The sequence below is a fragment of the Frischella perrara genome (genome assembly GCF_000807275.1).
GTDB classification, from domain to species: domain Bacteria; phylum Pseudomonadota; class Gammaproteobacteria; order Enterobacterales; family Orbaceae; genus Frischella; species Frischella perrara.
The window spans coordinates 1,493,623-1,514,810 of sequence record NZ_CP009056.1; the positions used below are offsets into that span (position 1 = coordinate 1,493,623).

Annotated in this window: 22 protein-coding genes; 16 read left to right on the top strand and 6 right to left on the bottom strand. The window is 32.3% G+C overall.

The genetic code is table 11. The features are described from left to right. Window positions 1–11 precede the first annotated feature (11 nt). The 6 genes from ruvA to aspS all read right to left on the bottom strand — a co-directional run bounded on the left by ruvA (window position 12) and on the right by aspS (window position 5,984). On the bottom strand, window positions 12–632 hold the full coding sequence (gene ruvA / locus FPB0191_RS06500; protein WP_039104842.1) for a Holliday junction branch migration protein RuvA: 621 nt from the start codon (window positions 630–632) through the stop codon (window positions 12–14). Window positions 633–797: 165 nt separating this feature from the next. After that, the gene (gene ruvC, locus FPB0191_RS06505) at window positions 798–1,280 is read right to left on the bottom strand and encodes a crossover junction endodeoxyribonuclease RuvC (protein WP_052236834.1); all 483 of its coding nucleotides are present in this window, start codon (window positions 1,278–1,280) and stop codon (window positions 798–800) included. Continuing rightward, window positions 1,280–2,023, bottom strand: a complete 744-nt coding sequence (locus FPB0191_RS06510; protein ID WP_039104844.1) for a YebC/PmpR family DNA-binding transcriptional regulator — start codon at window positions 2,021–2,023, stop codon at window positions 1,280–1,282. Before FPB0191_RS06510 ends, ruvC begins: the two co-directional genes overlap by 1 nt. Window positions 2,024–2,309: 286 nt before the next feature. Beyond that, window positions 2,310–3,584, bottom strand: coding sequence for a bifunctional glucose-1-phosphatase/inositol phosphatase (gene agp / locus FPB0191_RS06515; RefSeq protein ID WP_039106801.1), 1,275 nt, complete (start codon window positions 3,582–3,584; stop codon window positions 2,310–2,312). 122 nt (window positions 3,585–3,706) lie between these two features. Next, the gene (gene nudB / locus FPB0191_RS06520) at window positions 3,707–4,168 is read right to left on the bottom strand and encodes a dihydroneopterin triphosphate diphosphatase (RefSeq protein WP_039104846.1); all 462 of its coding nucleotides are present in this window, start codon (window positions 4,166–4,168) and stop codon (window positions 3,707–3,709) included. A gap of 55 nt (window positions 4,169–4,223) precedes the next feature. Beyond that, window positions 4,224–5,984 (bottom strand): aspartate--tRNA ligase, encoded by a 1,761-nt coding sequence (gene aspS / locus FPB0191_RS06525; protein ID WP_039104847.1) that lies wholly within the window; start codon window positions 5,982–5,984, stop codon window positions 4,224–4,226. A gap of 285 nt (window positions 5,985–6,269) precedes the next feature. Between aspS and FPB0191_RS06530 the strand changes: the two genes are divergently transcribed. The 16 genes from FPB0191_RS06530 to FPB0191_RS06605 all read left to right on the top strand — a co-directional run bounded on the left by FPB0191_RS06530 (window position 6,270) and on the right by FPB0191_RS06605 (window position 21,168). After that, window positions 6,270–6,815, top strand: a complete 546-nt coding sequence (locus FPB0191_RS06530; protein WP_039104849.1) for a cysteine hydrolase family protein — start codon at window positions 6,270–6,272, stop codon at window positions 6,813–6,815. Window positions 6,816–6,846: 31 nt separating this feature from the next. Next, the gene (locus FPB0191_RS06535) at window positions 6,847–7,626 is read left to right on the top strand and encodes a DUF3100 domain-containing protein (RefSeq protein ID WP_039104851.1); all 780 of its coding nucleotides are present in this window, start codon (window positions 6,847–6,849) and stop codon (window positions 7,624–7,626) included. A gap of 1 nt (window position 7,627) precedes the next feature. Further along, complete coding sequence (locus FPB0191_RS06540; RefSeq protein ID WP_039104852.1) at window positions 7,628–8,077, top strand: hypothetical protein; 450 nt, start codon at window positions 7,628–7,630, stop codon at window positions 8,075–8,077. A gap of 14 nt (window positions 8,078–8,091) precedes the next feature. Further along, on the top strand, window positions 8,092–9,411 hold the full coding sequence (locus FPB0191_RS06545; RefSeq protein WP_039104854.1) for an amidohydrolase: 1,320 nt from the start codon (window positions 8,092–8,094) through the stop codon (window positions 9,409–9,411). A 162-nt stretch (window positions 9,412–9,573) separates the two neighbouring features. Further along, window positions 9,574–10,329 (top strand): molybdopterin-synthase adenylyltransferase MoeB, encoded by a 756-nt coding sequence (locus tag FPB0191_RS06550; protein WP_373680993.1) that lies wholly within the window; start codon window positions 9,574–9,576, stop codon window positions 10,327–10,329. Continuing rightward, a complete protein-coding gene (dusC, locus tag FPB0191_RS06555; RefSeq protein WP_039104856.1) occupies window positions 10,319–11,284 on the top strand; it encodes a tRNA dihydrouridine(16) synthase DusC in 966 nt (321 codons plus the stop codon). Before FPB0191_RS06550 ends, dusC begins: the two co-directional genes overlap by 11 nt. A gap of 162 nt (window positions 11,285–11,446) precedes the next feature. Next, window positions 11,447–11,779, top strand: a complete 333-nt coding sequence (locus tag FPB0191_RS06560; RefSeq protein ID WP_039104858.1) for a DMT family transporter — start codon at window positions 11,447–11,449, stop codon at window positions 11,777–11,779. A 536-nt stretch (window positions 11,780–12,315) separates the two neighbouring features. Then, window positions 12,316–12,540: a Flp family type IVb pilin gene (locus tag FPB0191_RS06565; RefSeq protein WP_052236835.1), complete on the top strand. Its 225-nt coding sequence runs from the start codon at window positions 12,316–12,318 to the stop codon at window positions 12,538–12,540. A 198-nt stretch (window positions 12,541–12,738) separates the two neighbouring features. Continuing rightward, the gene (locus FPB0191_RS06570) at window positions 12,739–12,942 is read left to right on the top strand and encodes a hypothetical protein (protein ID WP_039104860.1); all 204 of its coding nucleotides are present in this window, start codon (window positions 12,739–12,741) and stop codon (window positions 12,940–12,942) included. Between the two features lie 301 nt (window positions 12,943–13,243). Next, the gene (locus FPB0191_RS06575; protein WP_052236836.1) at window positions 13,244–14,548 is read left to right on the top strand and encodes a TadA family conjugal transfer-associated ATPase; all 1,305 of its coding nucleotides are present in this window, start codon (window positions 13,244–13,246) and stop codon (window positions 14,546–14,548) included. Continuing rightward, window positions 14,545–15,471: a type II secretion system F family protein gene (locus FPB0191_RS06580; RefSeq protein WP_039104864.1), complete on the top strand. Its 927-nt coding sequence runs from the start codon at window positions 14,545–14,547 to the stop codon at window positions 15,469–15,471. The genes FPB0191_RS06575 and FPB0191_RS06580 overlap by 4 nt, the downstream gene beginning before the upstream one ends. Window positions 15,472–15,481: 10 nt before the next feature. After that, window positions 15,482–16,342: a type II secretion system F family protein gene (locus FPB0191_RS06585; protein WP_082018264.1), complete on the top strand. Its 861-nt coding sequence runs from the start codon at window positions 15,482–15,484 to the stop codon at window positions 16,340–16,342. Window positions 16,343–16,407: 65 nt separating this feature from the next. After that, the gene (locus tag FPB0191_RS06590; RefSeq protein WP_039104868.1) at window positions 16,408–17,631 is read left to right on the top strand and encodes a tetratricopeptide repeat protein; all 1,224 of its coding nucleotides are present in this window, start codon (window positions 16,408–16,410) and stop codon (window positions 17,629–17,631) included. A 59-nt stretch (window positions 17,632–17,690) separates the two neighbouring features. Beyond that, the gene (locus FPB0191_RS06595) at window positions 17,691–18,527 is read left to right on the top strand and encodes a CpaB family protein (RefSeq protein WP_039104870.1); all 837 of its coding nucleotides are present in this window, start codon (window positions 17,691–17,693) and stop codon (window positions 18,525–18,527) included. 8 nt (window positions 18,528–18,535) lie between these two features. Then, window positions 18,536–19,975 carry a type II and III secretion system protein family protein gene (locus FPB0191_RS06600; protein ID WP_162485164.1) on the top strand — a complete coding sequence of 480 codons (1,440 nt, stop codon included), beginning with the start codon at window positions 18,536–18,538 and terminating at the stop codon, window positions 19,973–19,975. 17 nt (window positions 19,976–19,992) lie between these two features. Further along, entirely contained in the window at window positions 19,993–21,168 is a 1,176-nt protein-coding gene (locus FPB0191_RS06605) for a CpaE/TadZ family protein (protein WP_039104871.1), read from the top strand. The last annotated feature ends 20 nt before the right edge of the window (window positions 21,169–21,188 follow it).

Below are 21,188 nucleotides of genomic sequence, written 5' to 3' on the forward strand. Positions count from 1 at the left end.
TTGGTCGCATATTATAATGCGGATTTTAATGCTTCTTTAATCAAAGTTTCGCAATCCATATTTGGTTTCAATACTTTGTTAATAATTTTGCTTGCTTCTTGTGGTTTATAACCCAGAGTGATCAATGCTGAAATAGCTTCACTTTCAATTTGGTTTTGTGAAGAAATAGATAAAGCTGATTTATCATTATCAATATGTTCATGAATTGGATTGATTAATTCATGACTAAATTGTTTTAAACGATCTTTCATTTCAACAATTAAGCGTTCTGCTGTTTTAGTGCCAACTCCTGGTAATTTTATTAAGGTTTTGATTTCACCTTGCTCCACTGCTGCAACAAATTGAGTAGCAGACATACCCGACAATATGGCTAGTGCTAATTTAGGTCCAACACCATTAACTTTGATCAGTTCCCTAAATAATGTACGTTCTTGCTTATTATTAAATCCATAAAGTAATTGTGCATCTTCACGGACAACAAAGTGGGTTAGAATAGTCGCTTCTTGTCCATTATCTGGTAATTCATAGAAGCAGGTCATTGGCATAGTAACTTCATAACCAACGCCATTAACTTCAATCAAAACTTCTGGAGGTTGTTTTTCAACAATGAGTCCACGTAAACGACCAATCATTTTAATCTCTTTTTATAAATACAAATTTTTATGCAGTTTAACTCATGTTACCAAAAGAATAAAGCATTAACTGTATATATAGCCAGTTTATAGAATTAGAAATTTGATAATAAATAAAAACTTCAAGGCTAATTTTATTATGATTAAGTAAAAGCAAAAATCTTACTATTTTTTAATCAAGGTATGCATCATATGAGCATGAGTAATAGCAATGGCTAATGCATCAGCGGCATCAGCTTGTGGAGAAGCAGGCAATTTTAATAACATTTTTACCATATGCTGGACTTGTTTTTTATCGGCTGCACCAGTTCCAACAACAGATTGTTTTACTAACCTAGCGGCATATTCAAATACGGGTAATTCATTATTGACCGCAGCAACAATTGCGGAACCACGTGCTTGCCCTAATTTTAACGCTGAGTCAGCATTTTTCGCCATAAAAACTTGTTCAATTGCAAAATAATCAGGTTGAAATTGTAATATAATTTCACTAACACCCGCATAAATTCGCTTCAAACGAGTAGGAAGATCATCAACAGCGGTTTTAATACAACCACTGCCGAGATAACTAATTTGACGTCCAACTTGACGAATTACACCGTAACCCGTCAATCTTGAACCGGGATCAATGCCTAAAATTATAGACATTATAATGTAGCTGCAACCTCATCAGAAACTTCACCATTATGGTAAACTTCCTGAACATCATCGCAGTCTTCTAACATATCAATTAGACGTAATAATTTAGGTGCGGAATCAACATCTAAATCAACTTTAGTTGCAGGAATCATTGAAACTTCCGCTGATTCAGAAACTAAGCCGGCAGCATCTAATGCATCTTTGACCTCTCCAAAAGAATCTGGTGAAGTAAATACATCAATCGCGCCGTCATCATAGGTGACTACATCGTCAGCGCCTGCTTCTAAAGCAGCATCCATGACTTTATCTTCATCCGTACCGCTAGGATAAGAAATTACACCTTTTTTAGTGAAAAGATAAGATACTGAACCATCAGTCCCTAAATTACCACCTGTTTTAGTAAAAGCATGACGTACTTCTGAAACAGTTCGGTTACGGTTGTCACTTAAACATTCCACCATGACTGCTGTACCGCCAGGACCGTATCCTTCATAGATGATAGATTCCATATTGCTATCATCTTCACCACCAACCCCGCGAGCAATAGCACGATTCATAGTATCGCGAGTCATATTATTAGATAGTGCTTTATCCATTGCTGCACGTAAACGAGGATTTGAGCTTGGATCACCACCACCTATTTTTGCTGCAGTAACTAGTTCGCGAATAATTTTGGTAAAGATTTTACCACGTTTGGCATCCTGTGCCGCTTTACGGTGTTTGGTATTAGCCCACTTACTGTGACCTGCCATAAAATTCTCCAAAAATAAATTGGTCTTATAAAATCGGCGTATCTTAACATAATTTTTAGGCTAATTCATTATTGTTTGTTTCGATTATAACGGCTTAGATAAGCTTTAGTGCTGATATATGATTTAAATAATTTTATTTTCAAATATACAATAAAGAATATTAATTGTTGTATCCAACTAAAATATATAGCTTCAACCAGTTGAATCGTGTTTAAAAATAATTTTACCTATTAAATGAAATTAGCGACCACTTCGTTAAAATCATTAATAACGAAATGGTTAACGATTATTGCGTTAAATTATCAAGATAAGATTTAAAGGTAGTATATTGACAATATCCTTGATTGTCTGTTGGGCAATCAGTCATTTTCAATGTTACTTTTTGTGGTGGATTCTGTCTATTTAGCATTGTAGCATTCACAATCTGTTTAGTAGTTTGATAAACATATTCAATTTTTATGAATTCTTGACCTGTCTTAGGATTTTTCCATCGTTCAAAGAACAGCTTCCCACCTATTGGCGTCGTTTCAAATTGATTAGGTAGTTGGTAAGGCGTAATCTTTAATGCTGCTAGTAGAGATGCCACATTTGAGTCATGACCAACTAATACGGTTACCTTTGGTTTATTTTCCGAATTGGTAAAAGTATTGTCTATATATGTTAACAAGTTTTTAGCTACGTAATTAGCAATAACGGGAGCACCAAAAATAACCGAATTATAATATTCTTTGACTGAAATCAATTGTTCCAGTTCATCTAAAGATTGTATTTTACCCCATCCCACATTTTGAATCGGTGTTCCCTCATAATATTGTAAGATAAAGGCATCAGATAATGATGTACCTATTCGTAAAGGTCCTGTTATTGCCGGTTCCTGACCTTTTACAATTTTAATTTCAGCATCAAGATTATTTAAATGACATTGATTAATCCCTGTGCATGCGCTTGCACCTTGATAATCAATGACTTGCTCCATTTTCTGGTAAATTGGTTTTAACCGTTGATTAAGTCCATTAATTCCCCCCTCTCCTGCCTGTTGTATAATAGAAGCCATCGCTTGTTGTTTAAATTGCTCATTATCAGTTTGAATATTTAAACTAAATAATGGATCCATCGTATTGATTTTTTCTTTATGAAAAATAGTAACATCACATCCAGAAAATCCACCTAAAGCCAGATATTGTGCGGTAGCTATAGTTCGCTGCATGCTATTAGCATAGAAAAAAATATCTTTCTCAGTTGGGCAGGTTTTTTCATTTAATAATTTATTATCAACTAACCATTCTTGTAGATAATGTCCAAAATAACTTTCTAATACACCGCCTTTTATAGTTAAATAGCTTGCCGGTGTTTCCCATTGTGGCCATTGATGTGATGTTAATTGTCCTAACGCACTACTTGGTGTAGCTAAGGGGGCTCTTAAACCATGACGACTAAAAATGACAACTTGTTCAAGCGTATAATCCTCAATATCGCCTGCTGCCTGTACTGGTAAGGAGGTTACTAATAAAAATAAGGCCATTAACTTTGTTTTGCCGAAACATAGTTTACTAAATTTCATTTTTTCCCCATATATATTTATTTCAACTATTACATTATCAACTGTCAGATATGATAAATCTAACTTGATTGAATTATATAACATTGGATTGATTCAGTATGTGATCATCTCATCACATTTAATTAAACTGTATGAAATTTAGACAAAATTGATTGCTGAACTAATTGTAAAGCTTGACGATTGTTCCATGAGGGGGTCATATTAATAGCTTGTATATAAGGTGACCATTGATATGACAAATGTTCAGTTAATATAGGTTTAATTTGATATGGAAGATCCAAACAAAACCAATGTTCCTTATTAATATTCACATTGGGTGCATAGCGATATTTGAACTGAGGAAATATTTCAAATTCTACTGTTGTATGTAGATCTTTTAACGATAAATCAGATTGAAGGATATCAATTCCTGTCTCTTCTTTAACTTCTCGTAATGCTGTTTGTATCGGTTCTTCACCCTCTTCCATACTCCCTGTTACCGATTGCCAAAATGTGGCATCGTCTTGGCGTTGTAACATAAGAAAGTTACGGGTCAAGGAACAATATATTACGACTAGAATAGATTCAGGATTTTTATATTTCATTTCACGAATACCCAAAGCGTTAAGATATGCTTAACGCTTTGATGATATGAATAGTTTAACTATTTTTAATCACTTCAATACCTAATTCAATTAGCGATGAAGGATTTGCAGGACTTGGTGCCTCTGTAAGTAAGCATGCTGCTGCTGTCGTTTTAGGAAAAGCAATTACATCGCGAATATTATCTGTACCCGTTAATAACATGGTTAGACGATCTAAACCAAATGCCAAACCGGCATGAGGTGGTGTACCATATTTAAGTGCATCAAGTAAGAAACCAAATTTTTCACGTTGTTGCTGTTCATCAATTCCTAACAATGTAAATACAGCTTGTTGCATTTCATTCCGATGAATACGGACTGAACCACCCCCCACTTCATAGCCATTAATGACCATATCATAAGCATTAGCAACCGCATTGAGAGGATCGGCAATCAATTGCTCTGGAGTATAATCTTTTGGTGAAGTAAATGGATGATGCATAGCACTCATTCCATCATCACTTTCTTCAAACATAGGGAAATCAATAACCCACAGTGGTGCCCATTCTTGTTCATGGGTTAATTGCAGATCTTTGCCAACTTTTAATCTTAATGCTCCTAATGCGTCGCATACAACTTTATAGCTATCTGCACCGAATAATAGGATATCACCATCATTAGCCTGAGCTCGCATTAACAAGGCTTCCATTTGTTCTGCTGTAAAAAATTTTGCTACTGGGCTTTGTACACCTTCAATGCCTTTATTACGTTCGTTGACTTTAATCCAAGCCATACCCTTAGCACCATATACACTAACAAATTGTGTATATTCATCTAATTGCTTACGTGTTAATGTTGCTCCATTCGGTACACAAAGAAGTGCAACACGACCTTTCGGATCATTAGCCGGGGTTGAAAATACTTTAAAATCGACATCTTTGACAATATCTGCAACATCAATAATTTCAAGAGGATTACGCAAATCTGGTTTGTCACTACCAAAGCGACGCATTGCCTCAGCATAGGTCATTTGAGGAAATTCACCTAATTCAATCTGCGCTATATTTTGCCATAAACCTCGAATCATTGTTTCCATCATTTTGCGGACTTGTTCAGCTGTCATGAAAGAGGTTTCTACGTCAATCTGAGTAAACTCTGGTTGACGATCTGCACGTAAATCTTCATCACGAAAACACTTTACGATTTGATAATAACGATCAAATCCAGACATCATCAGTAATTGTTTGAATAATTGAGGTGATTGTGGCAATGCATAAAATTCACCTTTATGAATTCGACTCGGTACTAAATAATCACGAGCACCTTCAGGTGTTGCCTTGGTTAACATTGGTGTTTCGATATCTAAAAAACCATGTTCATCCATAAAAGCTCTGACGAAAGCGGTTATTTTGGCTCGCGTTTTAAAAATATGAGTCATCTCAGGACGACGTAAATCTATATAACGGTATTTTAAACGCTGTTCTTCAGTATTGTTTTGATTAAAATCCAGTGGTAATACATCACTACGATTGAAAATAACAAGTTCTGTCGCTAATACTTCAATTTCACCGGTTGCCATATCTCGATTTACTTGACCTTCTGGCCTACTACGTACTTTACCTTTAATTTGAATGCAGAATTCATTGCGTAATTCGGCTGCCAACTTGAATGCTTGTTCATAATCTGGATCAAAATAAACTTGAACTATACCTTCACGATCACGGAGATCAACAAAAATCATGCCACCTAAATCTCGACGTTTATTAATCCACCCACATAATTTAACCTCTTGATTAATATGAGAGGCGTTAAGCTGACCGCAATAAATTGTTCTCATTAAATATATATCCTGTGTGCTAATGCAAAAATGCCAATTATTATAGAACAAATTATTTTTGTATAAAGACTGTAATTAAAAATATTCGCTATTTATTTTATTTATATTCCTATTACTAAAATTACTTTGATTTATAATTGATTTATTGATTTTCATTAAATTCAAACAGTTAGTAAAATAAATCTATCATTTAATTAATAATATAATGATATTAATTAGTTAAGGACTTGTCATAATTGACATTTATTAATAAGCTTTAGCAACTTTTAAGAAAAATAAATCGTTATGAAAGCACTAATTTCAATTGATTATACTCATGATTTTATCGCTGATAAAGGCGCATTAACTACAGGTCAAGCAGGCCAATTGATTGAGTCTGCAATGATCTCATTAGCCACATCATTCATTAAACAAAATGATTTTGTTGTTTTTGCAATTGACGCTCATAACCCAGAAGATAAATATCATCCTGAAAATACGCTTTTCCCGCCACATAATATTATTGGAACTAAAGGGCAAAAATTATTTGGAGATTTAGGAAAATGGTATGAAATTCATAAAGATTCTCCTCAAGTCTATTGGATGAATAAACGACACTATTCCGCATTTTGTGGCACTGATTTAGATTTAAGGTTACGAGAAAGACATATAAATGAAATTCATTTATCCGGTGTTTGTACTGATATTTGTATTCTACATACTGCAATAGATGCCTATAACTTAGGTTATAAGATTGTGATCCATCAAAACGCCGTTGCGAGTTTTGACCCTATCGGTCATCAATGGGCCTTAAATCATTTTCAAAAAACCTTAGGGGCGACTTTAATATGAAATTAAGTCGAATAAATAAAAAGGAACAATAATGGAAATATTAAGAGACTACAAAGTGCATATTCTTGCGCTATTAATAGTACTAGTTTGTGAATTAATAGGGAAACAAACCCTTTGGGTGGTTACTGTTTATCCAATGTTATATGCTATGATCATTGGTGGTTTTTTTAGTTTGCCTAAATTTAAAATATTAGCTACGAAAAACATGAATAATGCTAGCAGCATTATGCTCATTGCTTTAATGCTTTTAGTCGCTAAATTAGGTGTATCAGTTGGTCCGAAAATTGATGAAATATTAAATGCTAAATTAGCCTTAATTTTTCAAGAAATTGGTCACTTTGCCGGCACAATATTACTTGGTTTACCTTTAGCTGTGATGTTAGGTATGGGGCGTGAAGCTGTCGGGGCTACCTACTCTGTGGCACGAGAACCAAATATTGCCATTGTTGCTGATAAATATGGCTTAGATTCTCCTGAAGGTCGGGGGGTAATGGCGATGTATGTCTGCGGTACCCTATATGGTGCAATTTGGATGAGTATTCTAGCTAGCGCGATTGCACACTTAAATATTATTCATCCTTATGCACTTGCAATGGGGGCTGGTGTTGGTAGCGGAAGTATGATGGCAGCGTCATTAGCACCAATTAGTGATCTTTATCCACAAATATCAGAAGAAATTAAAGCCTATGCTACTGCAGCAAATTTGATGTCTAGTATATTAGGTATCTATATCTATATTTTGTTTTCACTCCCCTTCGCATCGTTTTTATATAATTTAATTACTCGTCGCCATAAAAAACCAGAGGCTTAATATGAAGATTTTAGAAACACTATTTTTATTAATACTTGTCGGGATTATTGTGGCTGCTGGTAATTCTGTGGGTTATCAAATCAACATTGTAAATTCATTAGAAGCTTTAGTTGTTTTGGTCATTATTTCCGCTATTGGATTTTTATTAAGCAGACTACCTTTACTCAATAAATTACCTGTGATTTTATGGGTATCAGTTGTTGCAGCGTTTGTATCATCACCTATTTTCCCTTGGCATGAAAAGATCATTACCCTTTCCGATCAGGTCAGTTTATTAGCTGTCTGTACGCCTGTATTAGCATATGCAGGATTAGCTATTGGTAAAGATCTTGCACTATTTAAACGTATCTCATGGCGTATAATACCAGTATCACTTGCCGTGTTCTCGGGCACTTTTATTTTTGCATCATTAATAGCTCAACTTACACTTACATGGGAAGGGGTGATTTAATTTAAGGACTCATTATGAATAAAGAACAATTAAAACAGAAAGTATGTCAGGCTATTGCTGACAGAAAAGTTGATATTAAAGCAATGGCACTTGCCATTTGGGAAGAACCTGAGTTAGGTTATAAAGAAACAAAAACTGCGCAAAAAGTTGAGGCTGCTTTTGATAAGCTTGGCGTTGAGTACAGAAATAAGTTGGCATTAACAGGTGTTAAAGGTCGCTTAAAAGGTGGAAAAGGAAGCAAATATAGCGTTGCGGTGATTGGTGAGCTTGATGCAATTATTTGTGCAGATCATCCATCTGCTAATGACATATCAGGTGCAGCACATTGCTGCGGTCATAATGCTCAGATCGCTAATATGATGGCTGTTACCATGGGATTAATTGATTCTGGTGCAATGGAATATCTAGCGGGGGATGTTGTGCCTTTTGCTGTTCCCGCCGAAGAATATGTAGAAATAACTTACCGTAAACGTTTAATTGAAGAAGGTAAAATAAAATATGTGGGTGGAAAACCTGAATTGATTCATCGAGGCGAATTTGATGATATAGATATGGCATTACAAATTCATTTAACTAGTGTTCCTAAAGATAGATCGAATGGTTTCATTGAAATATCAACAACTAGTAATGGATTTATTGGTAAATTGATAGAGTATAAAGGGGAAGCAGCACATGCTGCAGCAGCACCACATGCTGGAGTTAATGCTTTAAATGCAGCAATGATGGGAATGATGGGTGTACATGCTATTCGCGAAACCTTTCAGGAAAAAGATTATATTCGTTTTCATCCAATTATTACACAGGGTGGCGATCTTGTTAATGTTATTCCTAGTAGTGTTAAAATGGAAAGCTATGTTCGTGCAAGCAATGTTCCAGCAATGATAGATGCAAATGAACGTATCAACCGAGCTTTAAAAGCAGGTGCAATGTCTGTCGGTGCAACTTGTGAAATAAAAGATCTTCCGGGTTACCTTCCATTGCAAAATAATCCTACTTTAAATGAATTATTGCAAAATAATGCCCAACAACTGATTGGTGAAGAAAATGTATGGGTAGCACCACATATGACGGGTAGTACAGATACCGGTGATTTATCTCACATTATGCCTGTCAGTCATCCATGGATTGGCTCTGTCCGAGGTGTCTTACATGGTAAAGATTATGAAGTATTTGATGAAGATATGGCTTACATTCGTCCCGCTCAAATGATGGCGTGTACAATTATTGATCTACTTTATAATGATGCAGAACAAGCTGAGCAAATGATGGCAAATTATCAACCATTAATGACTAAAGAAGCTTATCTTGAATTCCTATCAGATTTTGATAAATAGCATATGTAAAGCTAGGCAAAAGTTATTGCGCCTAGCTTTAGATTTTAAATCCTATCTTTTAATTAATTTTCCATTACAATGCTATCAATTATCTATTACAATCTAATTATAAACCGATTTTTTATGTTATAATCCAGCTAAATATATTTTTTTTCAGAAATGATGTTACCTCTTTCCAAAGAAGAACTATTACGTTATAACCGTCAAATCTCTCTAAAAGGTTTCGACATCGATAAACAGCAACTTTTAAAAAATTGCTCAGCACTAATCATTGGTGTTGGTGGTTTAGGATGCAGCGCCTCATTGTATCTTACAAATGCTGGTATTGGACAATTAACGATTGTTGATTTTGATACGATTTCAGAATCAAATTTAAATCGCCAAATTTTATACACAGAAAACTCTATTGGATTAAAAAAAGTTACAATAGCGAAACAAACATTAGCTCAATATAATTCACAAATTAAAATTAATACCATCAGTCACACACTTAATGATAACGAACTGCAAGACCTGATTAGTCATCATCATGTTGTCTTAGATTGTAGTGATAATCTTGCAACGCGACTACAAATCAACCGTTGTTGCCATAAACTGAAAAAGCCACTTATTTCAGCATCGGCTATTAGAATGGAGGGTATATTAAGTGTTTTTACCTTTCAGGAACATGAACCTTGTTATCAATGCTTAAGTCAGCTGTTTAAAGATGAACAATTAAGCTGTGTGGAATCCGGTATTATGGCTCCTTTGGTTGGTGTTATGGGCACAATGCAAGCACTTGAAGCGATCAAAATCATTACTCATTATGGAACACCCCTTGTTGGTCGAGTATTAGTGATGGATGCATTGTCAATGCAATTCAATGAACTCAAATTATTACAACAAGCTAACTGCCCTATTTGCCAATATGTCAATTAAATTCAATCAAATTATTCTTGCTCCGATGGAAGGGGTTTTAGACTATTATGTAAGAGATTTATTAACAAAAATCAATCAATTTGATTATTGTGTAACAGAGTTCGTTCGTGTCACTCATCATCTTTTAACTAAAAAAACATATTATCGACTTTGCCCAGAGCTTCATCATGGTGGTAAAACTAAATCTGGTACGCCCGTAAGAATTCAATTACTTGGTCAAGCACCCGATCTTATGGCTGAAAATGCGGCTTTGGCGATTGAATTGGGATCTTACGGAATAGATATTAATTGTGGATGCCCTGCTAAAACGGTTGTCGGAAGTCAAGGTGGTGCATATTTGTTAAAATCACCACAATTAATATATCAAATAACAAAGAAAGTACGTCAAAATATAGGTCTTAATGTGCCTTTATCCGTCAAGATAAGGCTTGGATTTGATGATAAAAGTCAGTGTTTTGATATTGCAGATGCCGTTGAACAAGCCGGCGCATCAGAAATAGTAATTCATGGAAGAACAAAAGTTGATGGCTATCAACCCGATAAAATCGATTGGTTAACCATTGGTAAAATCAAAAATCGACTAACAATTCCCGTTATTGCTAATGGTGAAATAATGACTAGACAATCAGCTCAGCAGTGTATTGCACAAAGTCAGACAACAAATATTATGCTGGGAAGAGGTATTCTAACAATCCCAAATTTAGGTAATGTAATTCGTAATGAAGAATTTCCGCTTAGTTGGGATGAAGTTTTATTATTACTACAACAATATGCTCAATCAGATTCGGTAGACGAGAGTATATCGCATAAACCACTGTATTTTTCATCTAGAATCAAACAGTGGTTATCCTATTTAAAACAACATTATTCTCAAGCGCATCAATTACTACAACAAATTCGTACTTTAAAAACCCAACAAGACATTATTGATGGTCTTCAAAACTACAAAATATAGATATTATGATAATTTGATGAGATTTATGTAAATAGAAATGATATCGATAAAATTCAAACAATTATAATATGTTTTGTATTATAATAGTCACAAACTATTTTTATTAAAAATAGTTAATAAGGATTTTTTACATAATTTATATCGAAAATATATTATTTAAATATGAAAGCATATCTTTTTTTATTTCTTGCAATTTTTTTTGAAGTTATTGGTACAAGTTTTTTAAAATTATCTAACCAATTTACCAATATTGGACAGACTATCGTTGCTATTGGTGCCTATTTAATTGCCTTTTTCTTTTTAAGTTTAGTTTTAAAAACCATTCCTATTGGTATCGCTTATGCAATATGGTCAGGTGTCGGTATTATCTGCATTACGCTAATTGGACTGCTTGTTTTCAAACAAAATTTAGATTTCCCTGCCTTTCTAGGTTTAACATTGATTATTCTTGGTGTAATTATTATCAATATTTTTTCCAAAACAACAGGACATTGAAAATGTTTATAATAGTTTTATTTTAAACTAATTAATAAACAATTTATAATCTTTTGAAAGAGAAAAATAACCTACAATATTTTTGACAAATATCATAACTATAACAAAAAGTTATTTATGCTAGTGTCACCATTTTTTTGATAAGTGCGCTTCAAATTTTTATTATGGAATGTATTTGGTTAAAAGCTAATTTCTTATCAATATTATTAAAATAATTTTACTATTTATAATAAAAAAGATGTTATTTACAATTTAATAGCAATTATTTTTCAAATATTTTATTAATAATATAATTCTATGAAAAAGCAGTTAACTTATTGAATTAAATAATTATTATTACAATTAAAGAATTAAAAAAAATTTTTTTTAAGTTTTTTTATATGGTTTAACGATAAAATAACGAAGAATAATTAGACTTTGCCTATTGTAAGGTCATATTTCGTTGGATATAATGCGTCCAGAATTAATTGCTTATCTTTTAATTCAAATTTGTAATTTATTACATATCTCATCTTATAATAATGAAAGGAGAAATTATGAAATTAACTCAATCTATTTTTTCAGCATACAATTCAGCTAAAAATTCTGTACAAAACTTTTTAAAACGCGAAGATGGTGTAACTGCTATTGAGTATGCAATTGTTGCAGCTGGTGTTGCCGCTGTTGTGGTTGTTCTTTTCCAAGATGGTGGTACTTTCCAACAAGCAATGGAAGGTATCTTCAACAGATTAAGTTCACAATTAGATACTTTATTACCATAAGTAATGAATTAACTGATTCATTATAATTAATTTTTAAGCTATTAGGTTATGCCTAATAGCTTTATGAACCGGCTATTGCTTTGGTTAAATTAATTTTCGGTTATTAATAGTTTATTCTTAATATTAGTATCAGTCAGTGAGTGTAAATCTCCAAAATTGTTTTTTATTTGCCTTATAACTATAAAAAAGAGGCTAAAAATGATATTTAATATTATTTATTTAACGATTAGAACTTTTGTAATTAAATTTTACAAGCTACAAAACGGTATTACATCTATAGAGTACACGGTATTGATAGCCTGTATTGCTGCAATAGTAATTGCTCTTTTCCGTGATGGCGGTTCTCTCGCAGTTGCTCTTGAAGGAATGTATCAAAGTTTAGGTAGTAGATTGATAAGATAATCCAATCATAAGTTTGATTATATAAAAATGGATTTTATTGAAAAAAGTATGTAATAACATACGGTTAGTTGTAAAAATATCCATAATATCAGATATCAAGTTAGATAAAGAATAAAGTAATTGTTTAAATGTTATTAAAAAACAGATGTGTGAAAAGGGATGATTTTATTTCGATTCGCCGTATAGATAATTTGTCTTTACTAATCCCTCTGATTACAAATCTGTTCTAATTTTTAATCAATTCATGATAGGTTTAAACTTTTTATAATAAAATTATAAAAATTAACGTTGAAAAATAATAATGAGCGAACAAAACATTGTACCACTGGAATGGGTAAAAGTAAGAGATTTAGTATTCCAATCTCTTGATCTTGATCTAATAGATGGATTGAAAGATGATCCTAATAAAGTTACGCGTGAAATTGTATTAATTATTCGCGATATTATTAGTTCAGGTAGAGCTTATATATCTTCAGATGACGCTAATACATTAGCTAGCATGATCTGTGACGAAATCGTCGGATATGGTCCGTTAGATTCTTTAATGAATGACGATTCAGTGAATGATATTTTAGTCAATGGTCCTTATAGTATCTACGTCGAAAGAGCAGGAAAACTAGTTAAAACTAACAAGTTTTTTATTAATGATCGTCAATTACTGGATATCGCTAGGCGCTTAGTTAATAAAATTGGTAAAAATGTTGATGAAGCTCACCCTCTTGTTGACTCAAGAATGCCAGATGGCAGTCGATTAAATGTTGTAATCCCCCCTATTGCTATAGACGGTGCATCTCTATCTATACGTAAATTTGGTAAAGGTAGTCGAAGTTTTTCTGATCTGATTAATTTTCGCTCATTAAATGAAGATATGGCAAACTTCTTAGTTATTGCTGCCCGTTGTCGAATGAATATTATTGTATCAGGTGGTACGGGTTCGGGTAAAACAACAATGCTCAATGCCTTATCACAATTCATAAATGATTATGAACGTACCATAACCTTAGAAGATGCCGCAGAATTGCGTTTACAACAGGATCATGTTGTTAGATTGGAAACTCGCTCTGGCGGTGAGGATGGACGAGGTCAAGTTACAATGCGTAATCTGCTTATCAATGCTCTACGTATGCGGCCAGACCGAATAATATTAGGTGAGTGTCGTGGCGAAGAGGCATTTGAAATGCTACAAGCTATGAATACAGGTCACAATGGTTCTATGTCAACATTGCATGCTAATACAGCCCGTGATGCTTTGGCGCGTTTAGAAAGTATGGTTATTATGGGTCAATCTGAGCTACCTATTACTGCTATTAGACGTTACATTAGCTCCTCTGTTAATTTTATAATTCAAGTCTCTCGACTTCCTGATGGTCAACGTAAAGTTACCAGTATTACTGAAGTATTAGGCATGGAGTCTGAAAATATAGTCACTCATGATGTATTTAAATTCGAAATAGATGATGAACGTGATGTTGACGGTAAAATTCAAGGAGAATTTGTCTGTAATGGATTAGTTAGACGTTCGGCACTTTATGAAGGTGCACAATATTATAATTTAACCAACATTTTGGAAGAACTCATGTTAAAAGCAGGGGGATTTGAAAAATGAATTTTATTTTTGGTTTTATTTTAGTACTAACATCTGTAATTAGTTTATTCTCACTAAAAAGAAAGCATGAACGGTTACAGATTTTTAATCTGGTCACTCAACAAAATAATTCTGCATTATCCCTCTTTGAAAATAAGATGGATGAACATAAAGTTTCATTATGGCAGAGCATCAATAGATCAATTATTATAAATTTTAAAACTAACTATAATTTACTTATTGATAATTTACCGAGTAAATTACATTTAGTTTTTATGATCTTCGCTGGCACCATAAGTGGCGTAATTTTCAATAATTTATATTTAGATGTAGATAATATTCTTGTCATTTTCGGTAGTGCAGTATTTTCTATTTTGCTTATGTTATTTATTGTTAAACGAAAAGTTAAAAAGCAATTCTATGAAACTTTTCCAGAAGCATTAAGTACAATAATCGGGATAATTAGCTCAGGTTCATCTATTTCAGTTGCATTTCAACAATGTGCGAAAATGGAGGGATCTGTTGGTAAAGCCATGAAAGAAGTTAATGCTAGAATGGAAGTCGGTGAGAATCCTCACAATGTTCTGTTAAACTCTTATCGTTTACTACCTTTTAATGAGTATTACTTTTTTGTCCTTACTGTGATGGTAAATTTAGACGGCGGTGGTGAATTAAAAGATGTTTTGACTAATTTATCCAAAGTGTTAACAAACAATGCTGCATTAGCAAAAATTCGTGATGGTAAAACAGCTGAGTTACGGATGACGTTACTTATTCTTTCACTAATTCCACCTGGATTCATTTTGTTACTTAAATATCTTGCTAAAGAAAACTATGAATTATTAGTAAATACTGATGGTGGTCATTATATACTTTATTATGTTGTTTGTAGTGAGCTTTTAGGTATCATTTTAATTAAAAAGATGATTAATAAAGCTATTTAAAAGGATAACAATGATGTTGATTTTGGTCTCTCTATGCTTAATATTTTTCGCTCTTAAAGAGCTAATTAATGAATATCAATATCAAAAGCAGAAAAAAACTTTAACTTCTTTATTAAAGGAAGAAGTTATTAAGCCTAAGACTACTAATAGAAAAAATAACGACGTAGCATTCGAAAAAATTATCGCTCAAAATAGTGTTGCTGTTAGTTTTCTAAATCGTTTTCAAGATGAGCAACTTTGGAAAGTTTACGCTATAGTAGTTATCCTTGGTATACTTTTCTTAATTAATAGTATATTTGATATTGTAAATTTAGATGAGACGACTTTAATAGTATCACTGTTTTTAATTGCTGTCGTGATAATTATAATACCCGAGCGACTAGTGAAAGCTCAAACAGCCAAAAGAATTAGAGGCGTATCTCGAGATTTACCTCTTGTCATTGATATTATCGCAATTATGGTCAAATCAGGGATGACCGTAGAAAATAGTTTTAATTATCTTAGTACACGAACTAGTAATATCAATAAAGATATAGAAACTATATTAGAACGGGCTTGCTTAATGATGGAAGTAAATGGCATTGAACAAGCGATTGATCTCATTTACCGAGAAGTACCATCTAAAGAAATGAGAATGTTTTGTACAACGTTGAAAAGAAATATAAGTTATGGCGACTCAATTTATATTACGCTATTGAATCTTTCATCTGAAATAAGGGAAATGCAACGGCTCTCTATTGAAGAAAAAATTGCAGCAGTTTCAGCAAAGATGACCGTACCAATGATGGTTTTTATACTTTTCCCATCATTAGTCGTTATTGCTGGTCCTATAATTTTAAAAATTTTAAGTATGCCTGTATTCAACAATTAATGCGAAAAAGTTGATAATTAATAGAATTTGAATAACCAGATAACATTAACCAAGTAGGAATCATTATGAAAGCAAAATATTTTTTTATATTTGCGATTATTGTAATAACGACAGGATGCCAAAACAGTAGCTTCAAAAGAGATCTTGCGGAAGAGCAAAGAATATATATTCTAGAAACCACAAAAAATTATGGCGGTCTAGTTGAAATTTATAAAAATCAACTAAAGGTTTCCGACTCAGAGAAAACACGCTTTAAGCTCGCTCAAGCCTATTATTTATCAATGGATTACGACTCCGCTCTGCGTGCACTAAAACCTATAATTAATGAAAGTAAAAATGATAGTGTTTTAGTACTCTATGGTAGAGTCCTTTCTGAGATTAAAAATCCAAAAGAGCAACAACCAAGATATCAAGAAGCTCTTCAATATTTAAATTTAGCATTAGAATTCAATCCGAAAAATGGTGAAGCATATAATTTGAAGGGTATAGTCGAAGTTAAGCTAGGTCAATATGATGCCGCGCGCTACTCGTTTATGAAATCCAGAGAGTTATTTTATGATGAAAATAAAGTCCTCAATAATTTAGCTACTTTGTCATTATTAGACAAAGATTATTTGACAGCTTATGATTATCTTAACATTCTATATAATAAAGGATATCGTAATAAAACTGTATTACATAATCTTTTATTTACCTTAGTAAAATTGGATAAGATAACGTTAGCTAAACAATTTTGTAAAGAACATAAATTATCTAACCGACCTGAAATTTTGATTGAAGAATTAAAAAAAGTGGAGCCAAATACTACTGTTAATTTTAATGAATTAGTTCCACCGGCAGGTCAAATGAAAAAGAACTATGAAAAAGTAAAAAATGCTGAAGAGAATACTAATAATCAAAAAAACAATATACCTCAAAATGATATTGTCAAATCGAAAGGGAATAATTTAGTTGCTATTCGTTCTGGTGAACATAAATCTTTTTCACGAATTACTTTTGAAACCACTAGTAAATTAACAAAAGAACAATATAGCATCCAAATATCATCAGGCAATGTATTACAGATAAAATTATTTAATGTGGAATTATCAACTTTAAATATAAATCAAATAATCAATAAGATAAAAAATAGCGATCGTAATTTTTCTAATGTATCTGCACAATATACCGATCAGGGAGTGTTAGTAATAAATATAAAAATTAAAAATGTTACTGAGCCTAAGATATCTTATATGGGTAAAGGCCAAAAAGGACACTGTACTTCAATTGACTTTTATCTGAAAAACTAATACCTGATAATTGTGTTAACAAAAATGATAATAGAAATATACTGTAAGGTTGGAGTTGTATGAGAAATAAAAGAATCATTATTTTATATATTATAATGTTAGTGATTGGTCTAGCTTTACTTTTTACCAATCGTTCTAATGAAAAAGAAGCCGTAGTAGCTCCACCTAAAGTAGAAACTGATTTACCAGTTTCGACAAAACCTGTTACTGAAATGGTAAATGTGGCTGTTGCTAAAACAGACATTCAATTACGTACGATTATCAAACCAAAAGATTATTATTTCAAAACTATAGAAGTAAATATCGAAACATTTGATAAATCAAAATACATATTTGATCCAAGTGAAATTAATGATTATGTGGTGAAAACTAACATTCAAAGAGAATCTCTAATTGAAAAAAGTCTTATTGCCTCCCCTTATAGTGAAGAATTTCGAACGTTATCATTAAAAAAAGGTGAATTCATATTTCCTATTGACATTGCCAAGGCAGATTCTTACTTATTAAAGAATCTACGTATTGGAGATTTGATTGATATCTATATAGTATTTGGTTTTGAACCTAATAATGCTGATTCTGTTATATCACCTGGTCGTAATTTTTCTACTACGAATATTAAACCAATCGTTGCAGGAAAGAAAATTCTATTTATTCAAGATGAAATGAACAATAATGGAAAATTTTCTAACGGTAGAATTGATCTTATTCTTACAAATGAAGAGATTAAATTGGTCAGAACACTTATGACTAATTCAACAGTTATATTATATCCGAGCTCCTTTAATGAAAGTTTTGATAAAGGTATGTTTATTTTAGCTGATAAAGAAAAAAGTTGGCCCGAATCAAATCAACAAATATTTAATAAAACTCCAATTTCAAGGCTAAGAGGCAAGTAAATATGTTAATGCTAGTAATAAAAAAAATATATGAACGACGATTTAGCTTAGCTATTTCTTTAGCTTTAATTTGTTCATCAAGTTTTAGTTGGGCGCAAATATATTATTTTCAACCAGGTCAAAGTAAGACAATCACACTCCCTGAAAAAATTCGTACTGTATTTATTGCTAAAGAAAGTGTAGCGAATTACGAGATTATTGGTGAAAATAAATTGCTTATTTATGCCAAACAAAACGGCTTAACAGGATTGCTAGCATATGATGAAAATAATAATATCATAATTGATGATACGATTATAGTTGATCCAATATTATCACAAGTCGTATTCCGTTTGAAAAAAGAGTTTCCTAACAGTAATGTAACTATAACTAAGTATGCTATTGGCCAAACTGGTGATGAATTTGCCTATCTTGTAAGTGGTGATGTACCTGATACAGATACTAAATCAAGAATTCTTAATTTTATTGGTTCATTAGTAGGAACTAACAAAAAAACGAGAAAAATTGAATCTAACGACGGAGCCATAAGTAATGATGATATTGATTTTTTAGAAAAAACTACTTATAGCAATATTATTGATAAAATTAATGTAGTTCAAGAAACCCAAATCAATGTAAAATTAACATTTGTAGAAGTTAGTAAAGAATTTACAGATGCACTAGGCATTGATTGGAGAAATTTTACATTAGAATCCATGAGTAACCCTACTAAAACGCCATCGTTAACTGATTTTGGTGAGTTTAATTTAGTGAGTTTAAAACAAGGATTTGATATTAAAAATATAGTAACTATTATTCGTGCATTTAATAATGATAAATTAGCAAAAGTACTTGCTGAACCAAATTTATCTGTATTATCAGGTGAAGCAGCATCGTTTCTTGTAGGCGGTGAAATACCTGTAGTCACAGCTGGAGGTAAGGAAAATACGTCCAATGTTGAATATAAAGAATATGGTATTAAACTTAACATTGGAGCTAAAGCAAACAATAATAAACGTATTCGTTTATTCATAGCGAATGAGTTTAGTTCAATTTCCGGTGCTTATTCCTTTAATAATTACTCAATTCCTACCTTACGCACTCGTAAAGCAAGTTCAACTATTGACGTAGGAGATGGTGAAAGTTTTGTTATCGCTGGACTCATAACAGAACAAGATGAAGAGACATTAAGTAAAATTCCATTTATAGGTGATATACCTATTCTAGGAGCTTTGGCGCGAAGCACTTCTGTAAATCGAGGAAAAACAGAACTGGTTGTTTTTGCTACGGTTAATATTGTAACACCTAAAAGTAGTTTCGAAGTGATCGAATTACCTAAATTTGAAAGGACAAGTACAACAAACTTGTTTTTCAATTTAAAAAATAATATGGAAAAACAAAAACAACGCACTATCCCAATTTCAAATGAAAGCGAAAAGTTTGTTAATTATATGGGATTTATTGAATAGATAATATTGGGGATAATATGCAACTGTTTAGTAGCAATGATAAAAAGAAATCATCAAATAGTAATGCCAATCAAGAGTATGTTGAAGGTCGAATCTCAGGGTTTAAAGTAGCCATCGTAAGTACTCGTGAATCTATTGTTGATAGTATTAAGTCAATTTTATATTTATACAACGTGCTAAGTATTGAAGAAATATCATTAAAAATTGACGATATTAATGAAAACCCTCGGTGGGGGGAATTTGATGTTTTTATTATTGATATTAATAATAATCAAAATGCTGAAGAAATCTCAGCTATTGTAAATCGTTATATACCGATTAAAGCTTCGACTATTTTAGTAGGAAATAATGACTCAATTTCATTTGCAGATATTCTATCAAAAAAAGGGATTCATTTTCTTTTAGAAAATAATCAATTTGAACGAATTCCGGAACTACTTTATTCTCGAAGTACTTCTGCTGAAAGTTTAAGTAAAAGAGTTGGTAGCGTTGTTACATTTTTAGGCTGTAAAGGTGGTATCGGGACATCCTCTTTAATCGTACATATTTTAAAAAAAATAAGTCAATCAACTCAATACCCCATCTTATATATTCAAGGTGCATCAACTAGTCGAAATGCTGATTTTCTGTTAGAAAAGCCAATTGATAAAGGGGGATCGGTAACAGATATTGATGAAATGTTGAAAGTGAAAATTGAACAAGATGATGAAATTGGTAAATATGATTATCTAGATACCAGTTCATTTAATATTTCTATCCTTGATCAAAATATAGGATTATATTCATGTTACAAAAATTTAGAAAATATTATTAATTTATCTAATATTATTATTTTTGTTGTCAATCGTGATCCATATTCTATAAAAGTGGCAAAAAACGCTCTTGATGAAATTAACCGTATTGGGCAAAAAAATAAGTTGATACTTAATAAGCGTTTTTTAGTTTGCGTTAACGACAATCAACCGTATGATAAAAAATCATCATTACAAGATGCCGATATTGAAGAATATCTAGGTAGACAGATTGATTTTACACGCAAATATATCGCAAATGGCGAGAAGTTTAAGAAATCATATACTAATAATGAAATTAGCGAAATTTCCGCAGCTGTAATAGGTGTAGTTAAAAATAGTAAAAATAATAATCCTCGTTCTATTTTTGGTTTGCTATCGAAGAAAAATGCAAAATCCTAGAACTAACTATCATATAGGGA